This is a genomic window from Rhizobium sp. NPDC090279, from assembly GCF_044769665.1.
Lineage (GTDB): Bacteria > Pseudomonadota > Alphaproteobacteria > Rhizobiales > Rhizobiaceae > Rhizobium.
In genome coordinates this window covers 308,217-323,780 of record NZ_JBIVYI010000004.1, presented here as the reverse complement: position 1 = coordinate 323,780, position 15,564 = coordinate 308,217, and the positions used below count along the sequence as shown (strand labels likewise).

20 protein-coding genes are annotated in these 15,564 nt (G+C 61.4%); 10 read left to right on the top strand and 10 right to left on the bottom strand.

The features are described from left to right. Positions 1 to 12: 12 nt before the first annotated feature. From nthA to ACIQWP_RS12250, 3 genes are read left to right on the top strand one after another with little or no spacing between them, the layout of a single operon-like run. Positions 13 to 648 carry a nitrile hydratase subunit alpha gene (gene nthA / locus ACIQWP_RS12260; RefSeq protein WP_402787020.1) on the top strand — a complete coding sequence of 212 codons (636 nt, stop codon included), beginning with the start codon at positions 13 to 15 and terminating at the stop codon, positions 646 to 648. Beyond that, the gene (nthB, locus tag ACIQWP_RS12255; protein WP_402787017.1) at positions 645 to 1,304 is read left to right on the top strand and encodes a nitrile hydratase subunit beta; all 660 of its coding nucleotides are present in this window, start codon (positions 645 to 647) and stop codon (positions 1,302 to 1,304) included. Before nthA ends, nthB begins: the two co-directional genes overlap by 4 nt. Beyond that, the gene (locus tag ACIQWP_RS12250; RefSeq protein WP_402787014.1) at positions 1,291 to 1,662 is read left to right on the top strand and encodes a nitrile hydratase accessory protein; all 372 of its coding nucleotides are present in this window, start codon (positions 1,291 to 1,293) and stop codon (positions 1,660 to 1,662) included. Before nthB ends, ACIQWP_RS12250 begins: the two co-directional genes overlap by 14 nt. Positions 1,663 to 1,883: 221 nt before the next feature. Here ACIQWP_RS12250 and ACIQWP_RS12245 read toward each other — a convergent pair whose 3' ends face one another. From ACIQWP_RS12245 to ACIQWP_RS12235, 3 genes are read right to left on the bottom strand one after another with little or no spacing between them, the layout of a single operon-like run. Beyond that, positions 1,884 to 2,687 carry an anti-sigma factor family protein gene (locus ACIQWP_RS12245; protein ID WP_402787011.1) on the bottom strand — a complete coding sequence of 268 codons (804 nt, stop codon included), beginning with the start codon at positions 2,685 to 2,687 and terminating at the stop codon, positions 1,884 to 1,886. Further along, a complete protein-coding gene (locus tag ACIQWP_RS12240) occupies positions 2,684 to 3,238 on the bottom strand; it encodes an RNA polymerase sigma factor (RefSeq protein WP_402787008.1) in 555 nt (184 codons plus the stop codon). The genes ACIQWP_RS12245 and ACIQWP_RS12240 overlap by 4 nt, the downstream gene beginning before the upstream one ends. Continuing rightward, a complete protein-coding gene (locus ACIQWP_RS12235) occupies positions 3,222 to 3,602 on the bottom strand; it encodes a hypothetical protein (RefSeq protein ID WP_402787005.1) in 381 nt (126 codons plus the stop codon). The genes ACIQWP_RS12240 and ACIQWP_RS12235 overlap by 17 nt, the downstream gene beginning before the upstream one ends. A 152-nt stretch (positions 3,603 to 3,754) precedes the next feature. On the opposite strand from ACIQWP_RS12235, the gene ACIQWP_RS12230 reads away from it, so the two are divergent. Together ACIQWP_RS12230 and ACIQWP_RS12225 are read left to right on the top strand one after the other, a co-directional pair. After that, a complete protein-coding gene (locus tag ACIQWP_RS12230; protein WP_402787002.1) occupies positions 3,755 to 4,882 on the top strand; it encodes an ATP-dependent RecD-like DNA helicase in 1,128 nt (375 codons plus the stop codon). A gap of 187 nt (positions 4,883 to 5,069) precedes the next feature. Further along, a complete protein-coding gene (locus tag ACIQWP_RS12225) occupies positions 5,070 to 5,822 on the top strand; it encodes a pyridoxine 5'-phosphate synthase (RefSeq protein WP_402786999.1) in 753 nt (250 codons plus the stop codon). A gap of 32 nt (positions 5,823 to 5,854) precedes the next feature. Here ACIQWP_RS12225 and ACIQWP_RS12220 read toward each other — a convergent pair whose 3' ends face one another. Continuing rightward, on the bottom strand, positions 5,855 to 6,301 hold the full coding sequence (locus ACIQWP_RS12220) for a winged helix-turn-helix transcriptional regulator (protein ID WP_402786996.1): 447 nt from the start codon (positions 6,299 to 6,301) through the stop codon (positions 5,855 to 5,857). Positions 6,302 to 6,348: 47 nt separating this feature from the next. Here ACIQWP_RS12220 and ACIQWP_RS12215 point away from each other — a divergent pair, with 47 nt between their 5' ends. After that, positions 6,349 to 6,933 (top strand): glutathione binding-like protein, encoded by a 585-nt coding sequence (locus tag ACIQWP_RS12215; protein WP_402786993.1) that lies wholly within the window; start codon positions 6,349 to 6,351, stop codon positions 6,931 to 6,933. 292 nt (positions 6,934 to 7,225) lie between these two features. Here ACIQWP_RS12215 and ACIQWP_RS12210 read toward each other — a convergent pair whose 3' ends face one another. Next, positions 7,226 to 8,113 (bottom strand): SDR family oxidoreductase, encoded by an 888-nt coding sequence (locus ACIQWP_RS12210; RefSeq protein WP_402786990.1) that lies wholly within the window; start codon positions 8,111 to 8,113, stop codon positions 7,226 to 7,228. Positions 8,114 to 8,250: 137 nt separating this feature from the next. Between ACIQWP_RS12210 and ACIQWP_RS12205 the strand changes: the two genes are divergently transcribed. Both ACIQWP_RS12205 and ACIQWP_RS12200 read left to right on the top strand, forming a co-directional pair. Further along, positions 8,251 to 8,667: a winged helix-turn-helix transcriptional regulator gene (locus tag ACIQWP_RS12205; protein WP_402786987.1), complete on the top strand. Its 417-nt coding sequence runs from the start codon at positions 8,251 to 8,253 to the stop codon at positions 8,665 to 8,667. 8 nt (positions 8,668 to 8,675) lie between these two features. Continuing rightward, positions 8,676 to 9,923, top strand: coding sequence for an FAD-dependent oxidoreductase (locus ACIQWP_RS12200; RefSeq protein WP_402786984.1), 1,248 nt, complete (start codon positions 8,676 to 8,678; stop codon positions 9,921 to 9,923). Here the strand turns inward: ACIQWP_RS12200 and ACIQWP_RS12195 are convergent, their stop codons facing one another. From ACIQWP_RS12195 to ACIQWP_RS12175, 5 genes are all read right to left on the bottom strand, one after another. After that, positions 9,924 to 11,138: an MFS transporter gene (locus ACIQWP_RS12195; RefSeq protein ID WP_402786981.1), complete on the bottom strand. Its 1,215-nt coding sequence runs from the start codon at positions 11,136 to 11,138 to the stop codon at positions 9,924 to 9,926. It abuts the gene before it with no gap. A gap of 51 nt (positions 11,139 to 11,189) precedes the next feature. Further along, complete coding sequence (locus tag ACIQWP_RS12190) at positions 11,190 to 11,807, bottom strand: TetR/AcrR family transcriptional regulator (RefSeq protein ID WP_402786978.1); 618 nt, start codon at positions 11,805 to 11,807, stop codon at positions 11,190 to 11,192. A 114-nt stretch (positions 11,808 to 11,921) separates the two neighbouring features. Next, complete coding sequence (locus ACIQWP_RS12185) at positions 11,922 to 12,428, bottom strand: GNAT family N-acetyltransferase (RefSeq protein ID WP_402786975.1); 507 nt, start codon at positions 12,426 to 12,428, stop codon at positions 11,922 to 11,924. A gap of 84 nt (positions 12,429 to 12,512) precedes the next feature. Then, positions 12,513 to 13,442: a GNAT family N-acetyltransferase gene (locus tag ACIQWP_RS12180; protein ID WP_402786972.1), complete on the bottom strand. Its 930-nt coding sequence runs from the start codon at positions 13,440 to 13,442 to the stop codon at positions 12,513 to 12,515. A gap of 71 nt (positions 13,443 to 13,513) precedes the next feature. Continuing rightward, positions 13,514 to 14,233, bottom strand: coding sequence for an aspartate/glutamate racemase family protein (locus tag ACIQWP_RS12175; RefSeq protein WP_402786969.1), 720 nt, complete (start codon positions 14,231 to 14,233; stop codon positions 13,514 to 13,516). A gap of 161 nt (positions 14,234 to 14,394) precedes the next feature. Here ACIQWP_RS12175 and ACIQWP_RS12170 point away from each other — a divergent pair, with 161 nt between their 5' ends. Both ACIQWP_RS12170 and ACIQWP_RS12165 read left to right on the top strand, forming a co-directional pair. After that, complete coding sequence (locus ACIQWP_RS12170; protein ID WP_402786966.1) at positions 14,395 to 14,859, top strand: Lrp/AsnC family transcriptional regulator; 465 nt, start codon at positions 14,395 to 14,397, stop codon at positions 14,857 to 14,859. A gap of 114 nt (positions 14,860 to 14,973) precedes the next feature. Then, on the top strand, positions 14,974 to 15,534 hold the full coding sequence (locus tag ACIQWP_RS12165) for a PH domain-containing protein (RefSeq protein WP_402786963.1): 561 nt from the start codon (positions 14,974 to 14,976) through the stop codon (positions 15,532 to 15,534). Positions 15,535 to 15,564 lie beyond the last annotated feature (30 nt).

Genomic DNA, 15,564 nt, shown 5'->3' with positions numbered 1-15,564 from the left:
CAGGAGACGGCTATGTCGCACGACCATTCGTATGATGACGACGATCATCATCACGACAACCACTATTCGGATATGCAAGCGCGCGTGAAGGCGCTCGAAACGCTGCTGACGGAAAAGGGGTTGATCGATCCGGCGGCAATCGACCGTATTGTCGAGACCTATGAGACGAAGGTCGGGCCACGCAACGGCGCGCGGGTGGTGGCAAAAGCCTGGGCCGATCCCGACTTTGCCGACTGGCTGCGGCGCGACGCAACGGCGGCAATTGCCAGCCTCGGCTTTACCGGCCGCCAGGGCGAGCATATGCGCGCGGTGTTCAATACGCCGGACACGCATAATCTGATCGTCTGCACGCTTTGCTCCTGCTATCCGTGGGCCGTGCTCGGGTTGCCGCCCGTCTGGTACAAGGCGCCGGCCTACCGGTCGCGCGCGGTGATCGATCCGCGTGGCGTGCTCGCCGAATTCGGCCTGACGCTGCCGCGGGAGACGAAAATCCGCGTCTGGGATTCGACCGCCGAACTTCGCTATCTGGTGATCCCGGAGCGGCCGGCCGGCTCCGAGGGTATGGACGAGGCGACGCTCGCGGATCTCGTCAGCCGCGATGCCATGATCGGAACGGCAGTCGCCAGAACGCCGGAGGCCGCGCTATGAACGGGCCGCACGATCTCGGCGGCCAGATGGGCTTCGGCCCGGTCGCGCCGGAACCGAACGAGCCTTATTTCCATGCAGAGTGGGAAAAGCGTGCGCTCGGCATCACGCTTTCCTGCGGCGCTTTCGGCGCCTGGACCATCGACGAAAGCCGACATGCGCGTGAAAACATTCCGCCGGCGAGCTATCTGGGTGCCAGCTATTACGAGGTCTGGACACGAGGCATCGATATGCTGCTGGAGCGGCATGGGTTTGCAACGGTCGAGGAGCTGCGCACCGGTCATTCGCTCGAGCAGGGCAGGGTGCCGAAGCGGGTTTTGAAGGCGGATATGGTCGATGCGGCCCTCGCCAAGGGCGGCCCCTGCGACCGGCCGGTCGAGACCACACCGTTTTTCGCCGTCGGCGATCATGTGCGAACGAAGAATTTCAATCAGACCGGCCACACCAGATTGCCGCGCTACGCCCGCGCCAAGGCGGGTGTCGTCGAGGCTGTGCAGGGCTCGTTCGTCTTCCCCGACGATAACGCCCATGGCCGCGGCGAAAACCCGCAATGGGTCTATACGGTGGTTTTTGACGGCGCCGAGATCTGGGGCGAGGGCGCCGATTCCTCGCTGACGGTCTCGATCGATGCCTGGGAGAGCTATCTTGAGCGCGTGTGAGGTCGTTTCGCCTCTGGCGCAATCGCCGGGACTGCCGAGGTCAGCCGATGGCGAGCCGGTTTTTCCCGAGCCTTGGGCGGCCGATGCTTTTGCGATGACCGTTCATCTGCACGAGAGGGGCCTGTTTGCCTGGGGCGAATGGGCGGAGCGGCTGTCGGCCGAACTGCATAAGCCCGGCCGTGCAATGGACGGCAGCGACTATTTCGATTGCTGGGTTGCCGCTCTATCCGAGTTGCTGGTCGCGAAAGGCATTGGCGATGCCGACGCGATTTTGGCTTTGCAGCAAAGCTGGCAACGTGCGGCGGAGGCAACGCCACACGGCAAGCCGATCGTGCTGGAAAATGATCCGCAGCGCTAGAAAGCGGGCTTGCCCGGGGCCATCCTCGCCCTTCGAGGCTTCGGTCTGCGACCTCCGCGCCTCAGGATGAGAATGGAGCCGATGCCGCATTCGATGAAGCCGATTTTATCGACGCGGAAAAGACCAGCCCTCATGGTGAGGAGGCCCAAGGGGCCGTCTCGAACCACGAGGGTGGGTGGCCGGCCCCTATCTAAATGTCCTATGCGAGTGTCCCGCCGGCGTCAGGACGAGAACTGCTTGTAGCACTCGTCCGCCACCTGCCGCAGCATGTCGCGGGAGATTTCGCCGGTCACGGCGTAGCCGAGATCGCCGTCGATCCAGTAGAAGGTCTCGACGGCGTTGTCGCTGGCGAAACGGAAGCTGGTCGTGGTGTTGCCGCTATTGCGCCCCACCAGCACGGTCAGGCGCTGACCACTGGCATTTTCATACATGAACAGGGCTCCCGGCGTGCCGTTGATCGGCAGCAGCCGACCGCCGACCAGCTGGAAGCCCAGTCTCTGCAGGCTCGGCACCTTGAGGCCGGCGACGTTCATGCGCTTGCCGAGCCAAGTGGCGAGATGGGCTTCCTGATCCGCGCCGACTTCGACGGGATGGCGGATGTCGCTGGCATAGACGACAAAGGCCGAGTGTGCCTGCTGCGGCAGGGCTTCGATCGAGGTCAGCTGCAATTCTGGCCGGGTGAAGAGTTCGGGGCCGAAATGACCTGTCGCCGCGCCGGCGACGAATAGTGCCAGCGAGGCAGCGAGCATCATCAGCCTGCGGCTTCGCTGTGGCGGGATGGCTTGTGCGGAAGGCGTGCTTCGACTTCTGGAAATGAGGTCCGCATCGCCGTCCTTCGACATAGTATAGGGAGAAAACAACGCCCGGATGTCATCGTTCTGGGCCTGCCATGCAGCAACGGTGGCGGCGTCCTCGGGGTTTTCGGCCAGCCACGCCTGCAATTCCGCCTGCTTTTCAGGCGGCAGAAGGCCGTCGGCAAGGGCGTGAAGGTCCGCTTCGGTCACGGTCGGGTTGCGTTCGTTCATCTTGGTCTCCGAAGCGTGACGACATTGTCTGCATTCAGCAGGCTGGTCATCTTCTGGCGCGCGCGCGACAGGCGCGACATGACGGTGCCGATCGGTATCTCGAGTATGTCAGCCACATCCTGATAGCTGCAGCCCTCGACGACGACGAGCATCAGCACTGAGCGATAGTCTTCGCCGAGACTGTTCAGGGCTAGCTCCAGACGGGACCGTTGCAGCGGGTCGTCATCGATCTCGGCTGCGGCTAGGTGGTCGTTGTCGTCGATATCGACGAAACTGCGGCCGCCCTGCTGGCGCCGCCCATTGCGATAGAGATTGGTCATGATGGTGAGGACCCAGCTGCGCAGGTTCAGCCCGCGCCATTGGCCGCGCCGGGTCAGAACCTTCTCGACGCAATCCTGAAGCAGGTCCTCGCCGTCGGCATCCGAACGGGTGAGGCTGCGCGAATAGCGCCGCAGCGAGGGGAGGAGCGCCAGCACCTCCGCCTCGAAACTATCGGGCGCGGAGGGCGTTGCCGCCGCGCCCCTTTCGATCCCGTCAGGGCCGTGCGGCATTCCAGACGTCCTTAAAACCGTCGCCGGCGACATCGCCGGACTTTGCGTCCTTGACGAAGAAATAAAGCGGCATGCCGTCCTTTGCCCACTGTTTCATCCCGTCCTTGCGGGTAATGATCGAATATGCACCCTCGGCCTTGGCTTTGTCATCGGCCATCAGCGGCGGCCACGCTTTCGCGCAATCGCCGTTGCAATTGGATTCGCCAGCCTTGTCGTTCTTGAAGGTATAGAGCGTCTTGCCGTTTTCACCGGCAAGCACTTTGCCCTTGGCGCTATCGACCGTCTTGACGGGGGCTGCGGCGAAGGCGGCTGTGGCAAAAGCCGATGCCGCAGCGAGTGCGGCCAGGAATCTCATGGTCTTCACGATGTTTCTCCTCGGGTGATGGACGATGGTCGCTCGGGCCTCGCATTTTGCGCTGCCGGACATGAGACACGGTTGCTCCTGATTTTATTCCCAGGCTCGCCGGGTATTTTTTACTGCTTGCTTCCATCTGCCGAATCCTGCCATTTCGGCCCATGCAATTCGCGCCGCAACAAGATGAAGCGCTCAAGGCCGTTGCGAAATGGCTGAAGGAAGGGCGCTCGCCGCTGTTCCGTCTGTTCGGCTATGCCGGCACGGGCAAGACGACGCTTGCGCGGCACTTTGCCGAACATGTGGACGGCGACGTACTGTTTGCAGCCTTTACCGGCAAGGCGGCACAGGTGCTGCGCTCGCGCGGTGCCTCGAATGCCAAGACCATCCATTCGCTGATCTACCGGCCACGCGGCGAAGAGGCCGTCGAGGACGAGGAGACCGGCAAGACGTCGATCGCCCCGATGTTCACCATCAACCGCCAGAGCCCGGTCGCCAAGGCGGCGCTGATCATCGTCGATGAATGCTCGATGGTGGACGAAGCGCTCGGCAAGGATCTGATGAGTTTTGGCACGCCCATTCTGGTGCTCGGCGATCCCGGCCAGCTCCCGCCAGTTTCCGGCGGCGGTTTCTTCACCAACGAGGAGCCGGATTATCTGCTGACGGATATTCATCGCCAGGCCCGCGACAATCCGATCATCCAGCTCGCCATGCAGGTGCGTGAGGGCAAGGAGATCATGCACGGCGACTATGGCACCGCGCAGGTGATTTCGAAGAACGAGGTCACGCAGCCGCTGGTGATGGAGGCCGATCAGGTTCTCGTCGGCACCAACAGGACGCGTCGGCGCTACAATCAGCGCCTGCGCGAACTCAAGGGCTTTACGGCCGACTATCCACAATCCGGCGACAAGCTCGTCTGCTTGCGCAACGATCCGGCCAAGGGGCTGCTCAACGGCTCTCTCTGGCAGGTCATGACCTCTTCCAGGGAAACCACGAAGCCGGGCATCAATCTGCTGGTGCGGCCGGAAGACGACGACATGGATCGCGGCGCAGCCAAGATCAAGCTCCTGAAGCAGGCCTTCGAGGATGTCGAGGGCGAGATCCCGTGGTCGACGCGCAAGCGCTACGACGAATTCGATTATGGCTACGCGCTGACCGTACACAAGGCGCAGGGTTCGCAGTGGAACAATGTCGTGCTGTTCGACGAGAGCTGGGCCTTTCGCGACACGCGCGAGCGCTGGCTCTATACGGCTATCACCCGCGCCGCCGAGACGCTGACCATCGTCCGGTAGGACGGTGATTGGGCCGATAGACATTCGCAAAAGAGACTCGCTGTCGATGTGTCACTGCATGGTGACGCGTGCCGGGCGCGCCCATCAAAGTTTTGCATGGGTTGATGTCGGAATCTCGTTGGTTTTGCTGGGCATAATGGCCTAAAACGGTTGGCATCTTCCGCTTTGAAAATCAGGGATTTCGATCATGCCCGCCAAGCTTTCCGTGAACCTCAACGCCATCGCGATGCTGCGCAACCGGCGTGATCTTCCCTGGCCGAGCGTTACCGGGCTTGGCCGTATCGCACTTGCCGCCGGCGCCAGCGGTCTGACGGTTCATCCGCGCCCCGACCAGCGGCATGTCCGCTTTTCCGATCTGCCTGACATCCGTGCTCTGATCGACGACGAGTTTCCGGAGGCGGAGTTCAATATCGAAGGCTACCCGAGCGACGAGTTCTTCGATCTCTGTGCTTCCGCCGAGCCCGAGCAGGTGACGCTTGTGCCCGACGATCCCGCGCAGGCGACATCGGATCACGGCTGGGACTTTCGCAAGGACCGCGAGCTGCTGGTCGAGGTCGTCGCCAAGTACAAGACGATCGGCTGCCGCGTGTCGCTGTTTGCCGATGGCGACGGCGATGCCGACGCCGTGAAGATCGCCAGGGACGTCGGTGCCGATCGCATCGAGCTCTACACCGGCCCTTATGGCGGCTGCTACGACGATCCGCAGAAGGCCGCCGTCATTCTCGAAGCACTCGGCAAGACCGCCGATGCCGCCTTCGCCAACGGCCTTGACGTCAATGCCGGCCACGACCTAACGGTCGCCAACCTGCCTGCACTCCTCAAGCGTATTCCGAAGCTTGCCGAAACCTCGATCGGCCATGGGCTGACCGCTGATGCGCTGCAATATGGCATGGCCGAGACTGTGCGGCGCTTCCGCCGGGCTTGTGGTCAGGTGGTCTAGTCAGCGGCTGCAAACCCAGGATTGCTGCTCCATCAAAGCTGACGACCGTCGTAATGAAGGCGGTTGTCTTCGATTTCTCCTCGATGGGCTGCCGCCCAATCGGCGAGATGTCGCGCGGTTTCCGACAGGGAATGTCCGAGCGGCGTTAGCGTGTATTCGACCTGCGGCGGAGTGTTGTGGCGAACGGTGCGTTCGACCATGCCGTCGCGTTCCAGCGTCTTAAGCGTCCTTGTCAGCATCTGTTGCGAAATGCCGCCCACGCGCCGCTTGATTCCGTTGAAACGGAGCGAACCGGCGCGAAGCGTGACGACCACCTGGATCGTCCACTTGTCGCCTACGCGGCTGAGGATTTCGCTCACGCCCTTGCAGTCTGCTCCTGCGGGCTTGGCGGTCACATCCATCTGACCAACTCCCAAAAATATGCTTTTGACGGTTATTTCTTGGTCCCATAAATGGCTGTGGTCAACATTGTAGACCATGTCTTCGACCCCAAAACGTCGAGATGGGTTCACCCACGGAGACCACTATGAACCTCTTCTATTATCCCGCCGCCTGCAGCTTGGCCGATCACATAGCGCTCATCGAGGCCGGGCTTTCCTACAAGCTCCTCAGCATCGACCGCGAAAAGAAGACCGAAGACGGCCGTGACTTTCTGTCGATCAATCCGAAGGGCTATATCCCGACGCTCGAGATGGACGACGGAACGATTCTCACCGAGAATCAGACTATCCTGGCCTTTATTGCGGAACAGAGTGGCAAACTCCTGCCCGACGATAGAATTCTCAGGTGGCGGACGTTTGAGGCGCTCGCCTTCATGTCCTCCGAAATCCATGGAAGCTATACCCCGTTCTTCAGGGGTTTCTCCGAGCCAGAAAAGGAGCGCGCCCGCGAGAAGCTCATGAAGGCCTTCGCCATCCTGGCCGATCAGATGGGCGACAAGGCATTTCTGGTGAGCAATGAGATGACAATCGCCGATTGTTATCTTTTCTGGGTCCTGATGGTCGCGCCGAGAAGCGGCGTCGAACTGCCGGGAAATCTGCAGAACTGCCTGGATCGCATGAAGGCGATGCCTTCCGTGATCCGGGCGCTCAAAGAGGAGGGATTGAGCTGACAGAGCGACAGCTCGACCGAGCCGAGCATTCCCCGGCCAGGTGTACCGCGGCAACGGAACGTTTGGCTGGAAGGGCCGCGAGCAGCGAATGGCGCAAGACGGTCATCACGACCGCCGCGAAACGGCTGGTGATATTTGTTGTATAGTACCGCACCGGTTCCCTGACGCGGCGCGGTGAGAATTTACTTATAAGGCGTGAGAATTCCCTCGCCCCGCGTTGCGGGGAGAGGGTTGGGGTGAGGGGCAAGTGCAGAAGTGTCGCAATAACAGACCCGCCCGGCCGCTCGAAAACTCAGCCAGCCAATGCAGCCTTGTGTTCCTCAAAGAAGCTGCGCAGCGTCTGCGGCTCCTTGCCTGTGAGCTTGTTGAAGTCGTTGGTGAGGATGTCGAATTTGCCGGCGCGGGTGTTGGCGTCGGCGGAGACGAGCATGTCGACCACGAAGGGCGGCAGGCCGGCTCCGGCGAGGCCGGCAGCGAACTGTTCGTCATTGACCTCAACGACCTCAAGCGGACGGCCGGTGATCTTGCTGACGACGCTTGCAATATCCCGGACGGTAACCGCGGTCGAGCCCGTCAGCGTGTAGGTGGCGTTGTCGGTCGTGTCGGAAGCCAGGGCTGCGGCGATCGCGAGCGCGCAATCGTCACGGCTGATGTTGCTGACGCGGCCGCCGGCGGTCGCGGTGTACCACTTGCCGGTTTCGATGCTGTGCGGCAGGCCATGCAGGAAGTTGTCGAAGTACCAGGCGTCGCGCAGGATCGTGTAGCCGATGCCGCTGGCCTTGATGGCGTTTTCCGTGCCGAGGTGGTCCGGCGCGAAGCTGACGAGCGAGCCTTCTGGAGCCGGCATGGACGTGTAGAGAATATGTTTGACGCCAGCCTTCTTGGCGGCCTCGACGGCAGCGGTTTGCTGCTTCAGGCGCTGGCCGGGCACGGCGAGCGCGTCGGTGCTGATGATCAGCAGGCGATCGACGCCGGTAAAGGCGGCGGTCAGGCCGGCGGCATCGTCGAAATCGGCCTTACGGGTGACGACGCCCTTGGCGGCGAGATCGGCAAGCTTTTCGGGGCTGCGCGTGGCGGCGACGATGCGGCCGGGCGCGACCTTGTATGTCTCCAGCAGGTGATGAATGACGCGTTGGCCTAGCTGACCCGCGGCGCCGGTAACGAGAAGAGTGCTGCTCATGTCTTTATCCTTGTTTGACCGCCGCGGACTTGCAGAGGTTTGTTGCTCTCAAAAAGAGACTAGCACTACATTGGGGTTTGACACCGACCTGTAAAGGAGGCAGTTTTTTGGCTCTACGTTACCAAAAGGGAACCGCCTTGAGCAGCAGCACCGTCGTCAATCTTCGCAGCACGAAGCCGCAATTGCGTGCCGTGGATATCAGCAAGGTCACGTTTACGGATTGTCCGGTGCGGGATCTGGTTTCGCAGATCGGTGGCAAATGGTCGGTGTTGTTGCTGGAGGCCCTGGCGCAAAAGCCCTATCGTTTCGGCGAGCTGCGCCGCATGGTGCCCGATATCTCCCAGCGCATGCTGACCCAGACGCTGCGCGAACTCCAGCGCGACGGCTATATCGGTCGCGAGGTTTTCCCGACGAAACCGCCGAGCGTCGAATATCGCATGACCGATCTTGGCTATTCGCTTTACGAGCCATTGGCGCAGCTGCTGAACTGGGCCGAGGCCAACCACGAGGCCGTTCGGACCGCGCGCGCCCGTTTCGATCAATTGCCGGACTGAGCCTCGCGGTGAAGCCTCTGAAGATCGCCATCGTCGGCGCGGGACCTGCCGGTCTTGCCGCGTCTCTCTTTCTCACTCGCGCCGGTCATACGACCGATATCATCGAACGTTTCGATAGTCCGGCCCCCGTCGGCTCGGCTCTGATGCTGCAGCCGACCGGATTGACCGTGCTGGAAGCGCTCGGGCTCGGTCCCGCCATTCATGCCGCCGGCAACCGCATCGATCGCTTGTTCGGTACGGAAACCGCCCGGGGCCGCATCGTCCTCGACGTGCGCTACGATGCGCTGCGGGGCGGGCGTTACGGGCTCGGCGTTCATCGCGCCGCGCTGTTCGACACGCTTTACGATGAAGTCTCTGCGCGGCGACATCCTGTGTATACGGGGCAGCGGGTCGCCGGCGTGGTGGAGCAGGGCGCTGTCAGCTATCTTTCCATTGAAGGCGGGGAGCGTCTTGGACCCTATGATCTCGTCATCGATGCCAGCGGCGCGCGCTCGGAACTGGTGGTGGCGTCATCCGTAGCGCCGCGTGCGCGCAACCTCGTCTATGGCGCCTTCTGGGCGACGCTCGACTGTCCGGATGGATTGGTGGATCAGGCGGCGCTGACGCAACGCTACGACAGAGCGAGTGTGATGATCGGCGTCCTGCCGGTCGGCAGCAGGCGGCCTGACATGCCGAAGCAGGCGGCCCTGTTCTGGAGCCTGAAGGTGGCGGATGCGGATGAGGTGCGCAAGCGCGGGCTTGAGCGCTGGAAGCAGACGATCCGCGGTTACTGGCCGGAATGCGAGCCATTGCTGCAGCAGATCACCGATTGGGATCAGCTGACGCTGGCGCGCTACGCTCACCGCACCGTGAAAACACCCTATAGCGGGCGGACGGTCTTCGTCGGCGATGCGGCCCACTCCACCAGTCCGCAGCTCGGGCAGGGCGCCAACATGGCTCTGCTCGATGTGGCGGCGCTGGCGCATGCGCTTGCAGGACATCAAACCATCGAGGCCGCTCTTTCGGCCTATACCAAGGCACGGCGAATGCATGTTCGGCTGCTCCAGCTACTGTCGCTGGCGTTTACGCCCTTCTACCAGTCGGATTCGGCAGCTCTCGCATGGATTCGCGATCGGCTGGTGGCCACCATCGCCAAGGTGCCGCCGGCACCGCAAATCCTGGCGGGCATCGTGTCCGGCACGCTGGTCGATCCTTTCAACGCCGCGGGTTTGCGGGAGTGCGACTGGCTGCGGCTGGCCGTGCCGCAGCCGTCCTGATCACTTCTCGCGCTCGGTCAGGAAGGCGAGCAGCGCGATGACCGGGAAGGCGATGCCGAACCAGGAGGCGAGATTCCAGCCGCCGGTGGCATAGGCCCAGCCGCCGAGCGCCGAACCGATGGCGCCGCCGCCAAAGAAAGTGGCCATGTAGAGGCCGTTCAGGCGGCTGCGGTGTTCGGCGCTGAGCGCGTAGATGGCGCGCTGGCCGAGCACGAGATTGGTCTGCACGCCGAAGTCGAGCATGATGCCGGCAAGCGTCAGTGTGATCAGCGCCAGCAGCGAACCGCTGCCCGAGACGTGGCCGATGAAAAAGGCGACGATGGCAAGTATCATGGCGAAAGCGGTGGCGAGCTTGGTCCAGCCGCGATCGGCAACCCGCCCTGCGATCGGCGAGGCGACGGCACCCGCGGCGCCGGCCAGCGCGAAGAGGGCAATGCCGTTCTGTGTCAGACCGAAGGCCGGGCTGGCCAGCAGCAGCGGCGTGGTCGTCCAGAACAGGCTGAAGGCACCGAACATGCAGGCCTGATAGAGTGCGCGCCGCTGCAGCACAGGGGTATGCAGGGCGAGGTGCCCCATAGATGAAAGCAGCTGGCCGTAATGCAGCTTGGTGTGCGGGACGCGGGTCGGCAGCACGACGCGCAGGATGACGATCAGCCCGACCATGATGCCGGCCGAGATGATATAGACCGCATGCCAAGAAAGGAGTTCGGACAGAAAGCTCGCGGCTGGGCGGGCCAGCATGATGCCGCAGAGCAGGCCGCTCATGACATTGCCGACGACGGCGCCGCGGCTGGCATCGGGCGCCATATGCGCCGCAAAGGGGACGAGAACCTGCACCGCGACGGATGCAAGGCCGATGCAAAGCGAGGCGAGCAGGAACAGCGACGGCGACCAGGCGAAGGCCGCACCGATCAGTGCGACGGCGGAAAGCGCCACCAGTGTCAGCACCAGCCTGCGATTCTCCAGGAGATCGCCCAACGGGACGATCAGCAACAGGCCGAGGCCGTAGCCGATCTGCGTCAGCGTAACGATCAGGCCAGTGGCAGCGGGAGTGAAGCCGAGCGACTGGCTGATGGGGCCAGCGAGCGGCTGGCCGTAATAAAGATTGGCGGCCACCAGCCCGCAGGCGGCGGCGAACATGAAGGTCATCAGCGGTGAAATGGTCTTTTCGGGGAGCGGTGTGCTCTCCCGTCTAGCTGCGGCAGTTGCGGGCATGTCTCGTCCTCGATGCGGGCAGGGGGCGTGCCCCCACAATTCAATGAGAAATCAGTTCAGCAATTTCATGGCCGTCTCGGCGACGGCGAGCATATGTTCGGTCTTGCGGCCGGTCTTTCCGATCACGCGCATGCCCTTCGTGAGGGCAAGCAGGGCGCAGGCTGTACTTTCGGCTTCGACATACCTCGGGATGGAACCGTCCTCCTGTCCGAGGTGGATCAGATCCAGAATGCGCCGCTCGTCGAAATCGAAGGCGACGCCGACGCGACTGGAGACCTCTTCGTCGAACAGCGCAAGTTCGGTCGCGCTGCCGACGACGAGGCAGCCTCTTCGACCGATCTCGCCGCACGAAGCCTCGGCGAAGAATGTCACCAATGCGCGCAGCTTGTCATGGCCGTTGGCAGCCTCGGCGAGGCGTTGGTCAATCATGCCCTGGCGGACGAGGCGATAGCGATCGAAGGCCGCGAGGAAGATGCCGCGTTTGTCGCCGAAGGCCTTGTAAACGCTGCCGGCGGTCAGGCCCATGGCCTCAGTCAATTCGCTGATCGAGGCGGCGTAATAGCCACGCTCGGAAAAGACCCGCAGCGCTTCGTCGAGCGCCGCTTCTATGTCGAACTCCCTGGGGCGACCGCGAAGTCTGGGGGGCATGTCGATGGTATCGGTTATCATGCAACTCTTTTAGGAAATGATCGTTTCCAAATCAAGTGAATTTTTGCGCCGCAGCAAGATTATCGCCGGTCACCGACGCCGGTGGCGGCTGTTAAGCCGCTTATTTCGTTGTCGTTATTGGAAAATGATCGCCATGTGGATCTTGTCCTTGTAACGCCCATCGATGCGCACCGCTTTACGTGCGAGGCCCTCACGCACAAAGCCGACCTTCTCGTAGAGCGCGATCGCCCTGGCATTGTCGGCGTAAACGCTGAGCTCCACCCGTTCGATGCCGGCATCGCCAGCCGCCCGTATTGTCGTTTCGATCAGCCTGCGGCCAAGGCCCTGACTGCGATAGGCCGGAATAATTCCCATTCCAAGCCAAGCTGCGTGGGCATGGGAAGGGAAGGTATGGCGGCTGATATCGCACCAGCCGACGACGTTGCCGCCTGCCAAAGCAACGAATTGCGGATTGCCTTTCGCGATCATGCCGAGCACAAAAGCTCGGGTCTCTTCCAGCGGAAATGCTTCGAGCATTGCCAGATATTCACGCTCGCGTGCGACGGTATCGAGCGCCTTGTGAAAGCCTTCGATGTGCTCGCTGGCGATAGGCAGGATCGTGATATCGGCGCTGGCAGTCATAAGGTGATATCCCGATGCAAATCAAAGATGTATCGAGAATAGGGCTCAACCTTTATCCTGTCTATCTCGGCATCCGGGCGGGGCTTACAGATCGAGTTCCCAGGTCTGGCCGTTCAATTCCGGGCCGAACATGCAGTGCCTTTCCTCCGCCATAAGCTTGAAGCCCGCCTTGACGTAGATCGCCCGCGCCGTGTCGAGAATATCATTCGTCCAGAGCGAAAGCTTGGCATAGCCGGCACCGCGCGAGAAGCGGATGCATTCGTCGACCAGCAGCTTGCCGAGGCCGAGACCGCGTGCGGCCTTGTCGACGTAGAGCAACCGGAGCTTGGCGACGCCGTTGCCGCCATCGGCGATCATGGCGGAACCCACCTTCAGGCCGCCTCTTTCCGCGATCCAGCACCGGTCCTTCTTCGGATTGAAATTGGACAGGAATTTTCCGGCGACTTCGGCCACCAATCCCTCGAAGCGATCGTCCCAGCCGAATTCTTCGGTGTAAAAGCGTGCCTGGCTTTGAACGATCCAACCAATATCGCCGGGGCGGTGGGAGCGGATGATCGCGGGAGCTGCGGTGTTTTCGTCGCCACCGAGCGTATCCTGGATGGTCCGCATGGCCGAGACGATGCGTTCGGGTTCGCCGATCGCAAGCCTTTCGAAATATCCGGCGATCTGCGCGCGCGAGCGGCGGACGAATTCCTCGAATTGCGCCTGTCCCTTGTCGGTGACCTTTATGATCTGGCTGCGGGCATCGCTCGGGTCCGGAGTCGTCTCGATCAGTTCGTCCTCGCGAAAACGCTTGACGATGCGGCTGAGATAGGCGGGATCGAGGTGAAGCTCGCGCGTCAGCGCAGAGGCGGCGACGCCGCCTCGGAAGCCGACTTCGAACAGCACGCGCACATCCGTCAGCGTGTAGGGGCTGTCGAGATAGGCCTTGTTCAGGACGCCGAGAAAATTCGTGTAGAAGCGGTTGAAGTCGCGGACGGCGTCGATCGTCGCGAATTCGGCAGCATGGGTCATGACATCGTCTCCTCACATATAGGAGACGATGTCCATTATTTATTGGACCCAGTCAAGTAAATTGATTGGCGTCACGCCGCGCAGCTGCTCTGAGCCTTTTCATCCGCAAGGGCGAAGTCGACGGCGGCTTCCGCATGGATCGTCGTCGTGTCGAAGCCGGGCAGGATGAGGCTATTCGGATCGAGGATGAGGCAGATCTCGGTGCAGCCGAGAATGACGCTGTCGGCGCCCTCGGCCTTGGCGCGTTCGATGATGCCGTTCAGCTTCCGGCGCGACTCGTCCTTGATGATGCCGGCGCAGAGTTCGCTGAAGATGATGTCATGCGTGATAGTGCGATCTTCGGCACCGGGGACCATGATGGAGACGCCGTTCTCAGCCATGCGCTCGGCATAGAAGCCGTGTTCCATCGTGTAGCGCGTGGCGAGCAGCAGCGGCTTGACCCGGCCCGCGGCCTTCAGCGCTGCCGCCGTTTCATCGATGATATGGATGAGCGGCGCGGAAACGCGGGCAGCAACTTCTGGCGCAATCAAGTGCATGGTGTTGGTGCAGATGAGCACGCATTCGGCGCCGGCCGTCTGCAGGCGATGTGCCGCATCGCCGAGCCGGTCGGCGGCATCGTTCCAGCGACCCGCCTTCTGCAAGGCGACGATTTCCTCGAAATTGACGGAGTACATGACCATCTCGGCCGAGGAGAGACCACCCAGCCGCTCGCGGACCATTTCATTGATCAGGCGATAATAGACGACCGAACTCTCGAAACTCATACCGCCGATCAGGCCAATGGTGCGCATAGTGCTGTTCTCCGCTTCTTAGATGTGAATGGAGGAATAGTGCGGCGATTCATCCGCCATGTGTTTGCAATCTTTGTGATCTCGACGGTCTCGGCTGCAATGATTTGCACTTATTTCTCATTTTGTGCAAAATAAAGGCGCACTGACGGAGATCGCTGCACATGCTTGACGAACGTGACCGAAAGATTCTCGAATTTTTGCAGGCAGATGCCGGCATTTCGGTGACCGAGCTTGCCGATCGGGTGGCTCTATCGGTCTCTGCCTGCTCGCGCCGCATTCAGCGGCTGGAGGAGAGCGGTCATATCGCCAGGCGCATCGTTGTGCTTGACCGTGAGAAGATGGGAGTGCCGACCACGGTCTATGCGCTGATCAAGACAGCGCACCACGCCGACGAGTGGATCGAAGCCTTCCGCAAGGCGATCGGCGATATCCCCGAAATCGTCGAGGCCCATCGGCTCACTGGAAATCACGACTATATTCTGAAGATCGTCTTGCCCCGGGTCGAACATTATGACGTGATCTACAAACAGCTCGTGCGCCGGGTCGAATTGTTCGATGTGTCGGCGTCGATCTCGATGGAGGAGCTGAAAAGTGGTGCGTCCATTCCTGTCGGCTATGCATGGTAGATTCACATAGCTGCGCGCCGAACTTGCATATCACCTCGGCAAAGGTGGCATGAAGGATAAGAGCTTTCAGTTGTAGAGTTATTGTCGCGGTTATCGCTTTAGGGGCTATAAGCCATGCGCAACACAGACATCCAAAACTACTTCCTGCCCGGCGAAAAGCTATTGTGGCTAGGCCGGCCGAAACAAGGCCTCATGTTCAGCAAGAGGGACATACTGCAAGTGCCGTTCTCGCTCATGTGGGGCGGTTTTGCGATCTTCTGGGAAACTATGGCCGTGCGCCAGGCTAACGCGCCGCTCTTTTTCAGATTGTGGGGCGTGCCTTTCATATTGATCGGCCTCTATCTCATCGTCGGCCGGTTTGCGCTCGATGCGTTTGTTCGCGCCAGGACACAGTATGCCGTCAGTGATCAACGGATCATAGTCTCGCGCGAGGGCTGGTTTTCCAAACTTCTGACCATGTCGTTGGACCGGCTGCCTGCTCTGGATTTAGATCAGAAAGGCGATGGAACAGGGACGATCAGTTTCGGCAGCGATGCCCAAGTCGGTTATGGCCGCCGCAATGGCCTAGGTTCCTGGACCCCGGCGCTTTCGAATGTGCCGCAATTTCTGGGAATCAGTGAGGTGCGCGAAACATTCAATATCATCCAGCGAGCGCAATCGGCGAAAGCATCTTGACCATCAGCGCAAGGTGGCAGCCGCAGGGGT

Excerpts from the sequence above, each read along its gene's own strand:
- nthA (WP_402787020.1), top strand. The coding sequence starts at position 13 with ATGTCGCACGACCATTCGTATGATGACGACGATCATCATCACGACAAC.
- nthB (WP_402787017.1), top strand. The coding sequence starts at position 645 with ATGAACGGGCCGCACGATCTCGGCGGCCAGATGGGCTTCGGCCCGGTC.
- ACIQWP_RS12245 (WP_402787011.1), bottom strand. The coding sequence starts at position 2,687 with ATGAACGAACGCAACCCGACCGTGACCGAAGCGGACCTTCACGCCCTT.
- ACIQWP_RS12240 (WP_402787008.1), bottom strand. The coding sequence starts at position 3,238 with ATGCCGCACGGCCCTGACGGGATCGAAAGGGGCGCGGCGGCAACGCCC.
- ACIQWP_RS12230 (WP_402787002.1), top strand. The coding sequence starts at position 3,755 with ATGCAATTCGCGCCGCAACAAGATGAAGCGCTCAAGGCCGTTGCGAAA.
- ACIQWP_RS12225 (WP_402786999.1), top strand. The coding sequence starts at position 5,070 with ATGCCCGCCAAGCTTTCCGTGAACCTCAACGCCATCGCGATGCTGCGC.
- ACIQWP_RS12220 (WP_402786996.1), bottom strand. The coding sequence starts at position 6,301 with ATGGTCTACAATGTTGACCACAGCCATTTATGGGACCAAGAAATAACC.
- ACIQWP_RS12215 (WP_402786993.1), top strand. The coding sequence starts at position 6,349 with ATGAACCTCTTCTATTATCCCGCCGCCTGCAGCTTGGCCGATCACATA.
- ACIQWP_RS12210 (WP_402786990.1), bottom strand. The coding sequence starts at position 8,113 with ATGAGCAGCACTCTTCTCGTTACCGGCGCCGCGGGTCAGCTAGGCCAA.
- ACIQWP_RS12195 (WP_402786981.1), bottom strand. The coding sequence starts at position 11,138 with ATGCCCGCAACTGCCGCAGCTAGACGGGAGAGCACACCGCTCCCCGAA.
- ACIQWP_RS12190 (WP_402786978.1), bottom strand. The coding sequence starts at position 11,807 with ATGATAACCGATACCATCGACATGCCCCCCAGACTTCGCGGTCGCCCC.
- ACIQWP_RS12185 (WP_402786975.1), bottom strand. The coding sequence starts at position 12,428 with ATGACTGCCAGCGCCGATATCACGATCCTGCCTATCGCCAGCGAGCAC.
- ACIQWP_RS12180 (WP_402786972.1), bottom strand. The coding sequence starts at position 13,442 with ATGACCCATGCTGCCGAATTCGCGACGATCGACGCCGTCCGCGACTTC.
- ACIQWP_RS12175 (WP_402786969.1), bottom strand. The coding sequence starts at position 14,233 with ATGCGCACCATTGGCCTGATCGGCGGTATGAGTTTCGAGAGTTCGGTC.
- ACIQWP_RS12170 (WP_402786966.1), top strand. The coding sequence starts at position 14,395 with ATGCTTGACGAACGTGACCGAAAGATTCTCGAATTTTTGCAGGCAGAT.
- ACIQWP_RS12165 (WP_402786963.1), top strand. The coding sequence starts at position 14,974 with ATGCGCAACACAGACATCCAAAACTACTTCCTGCCCGGCGAAAAGCTA.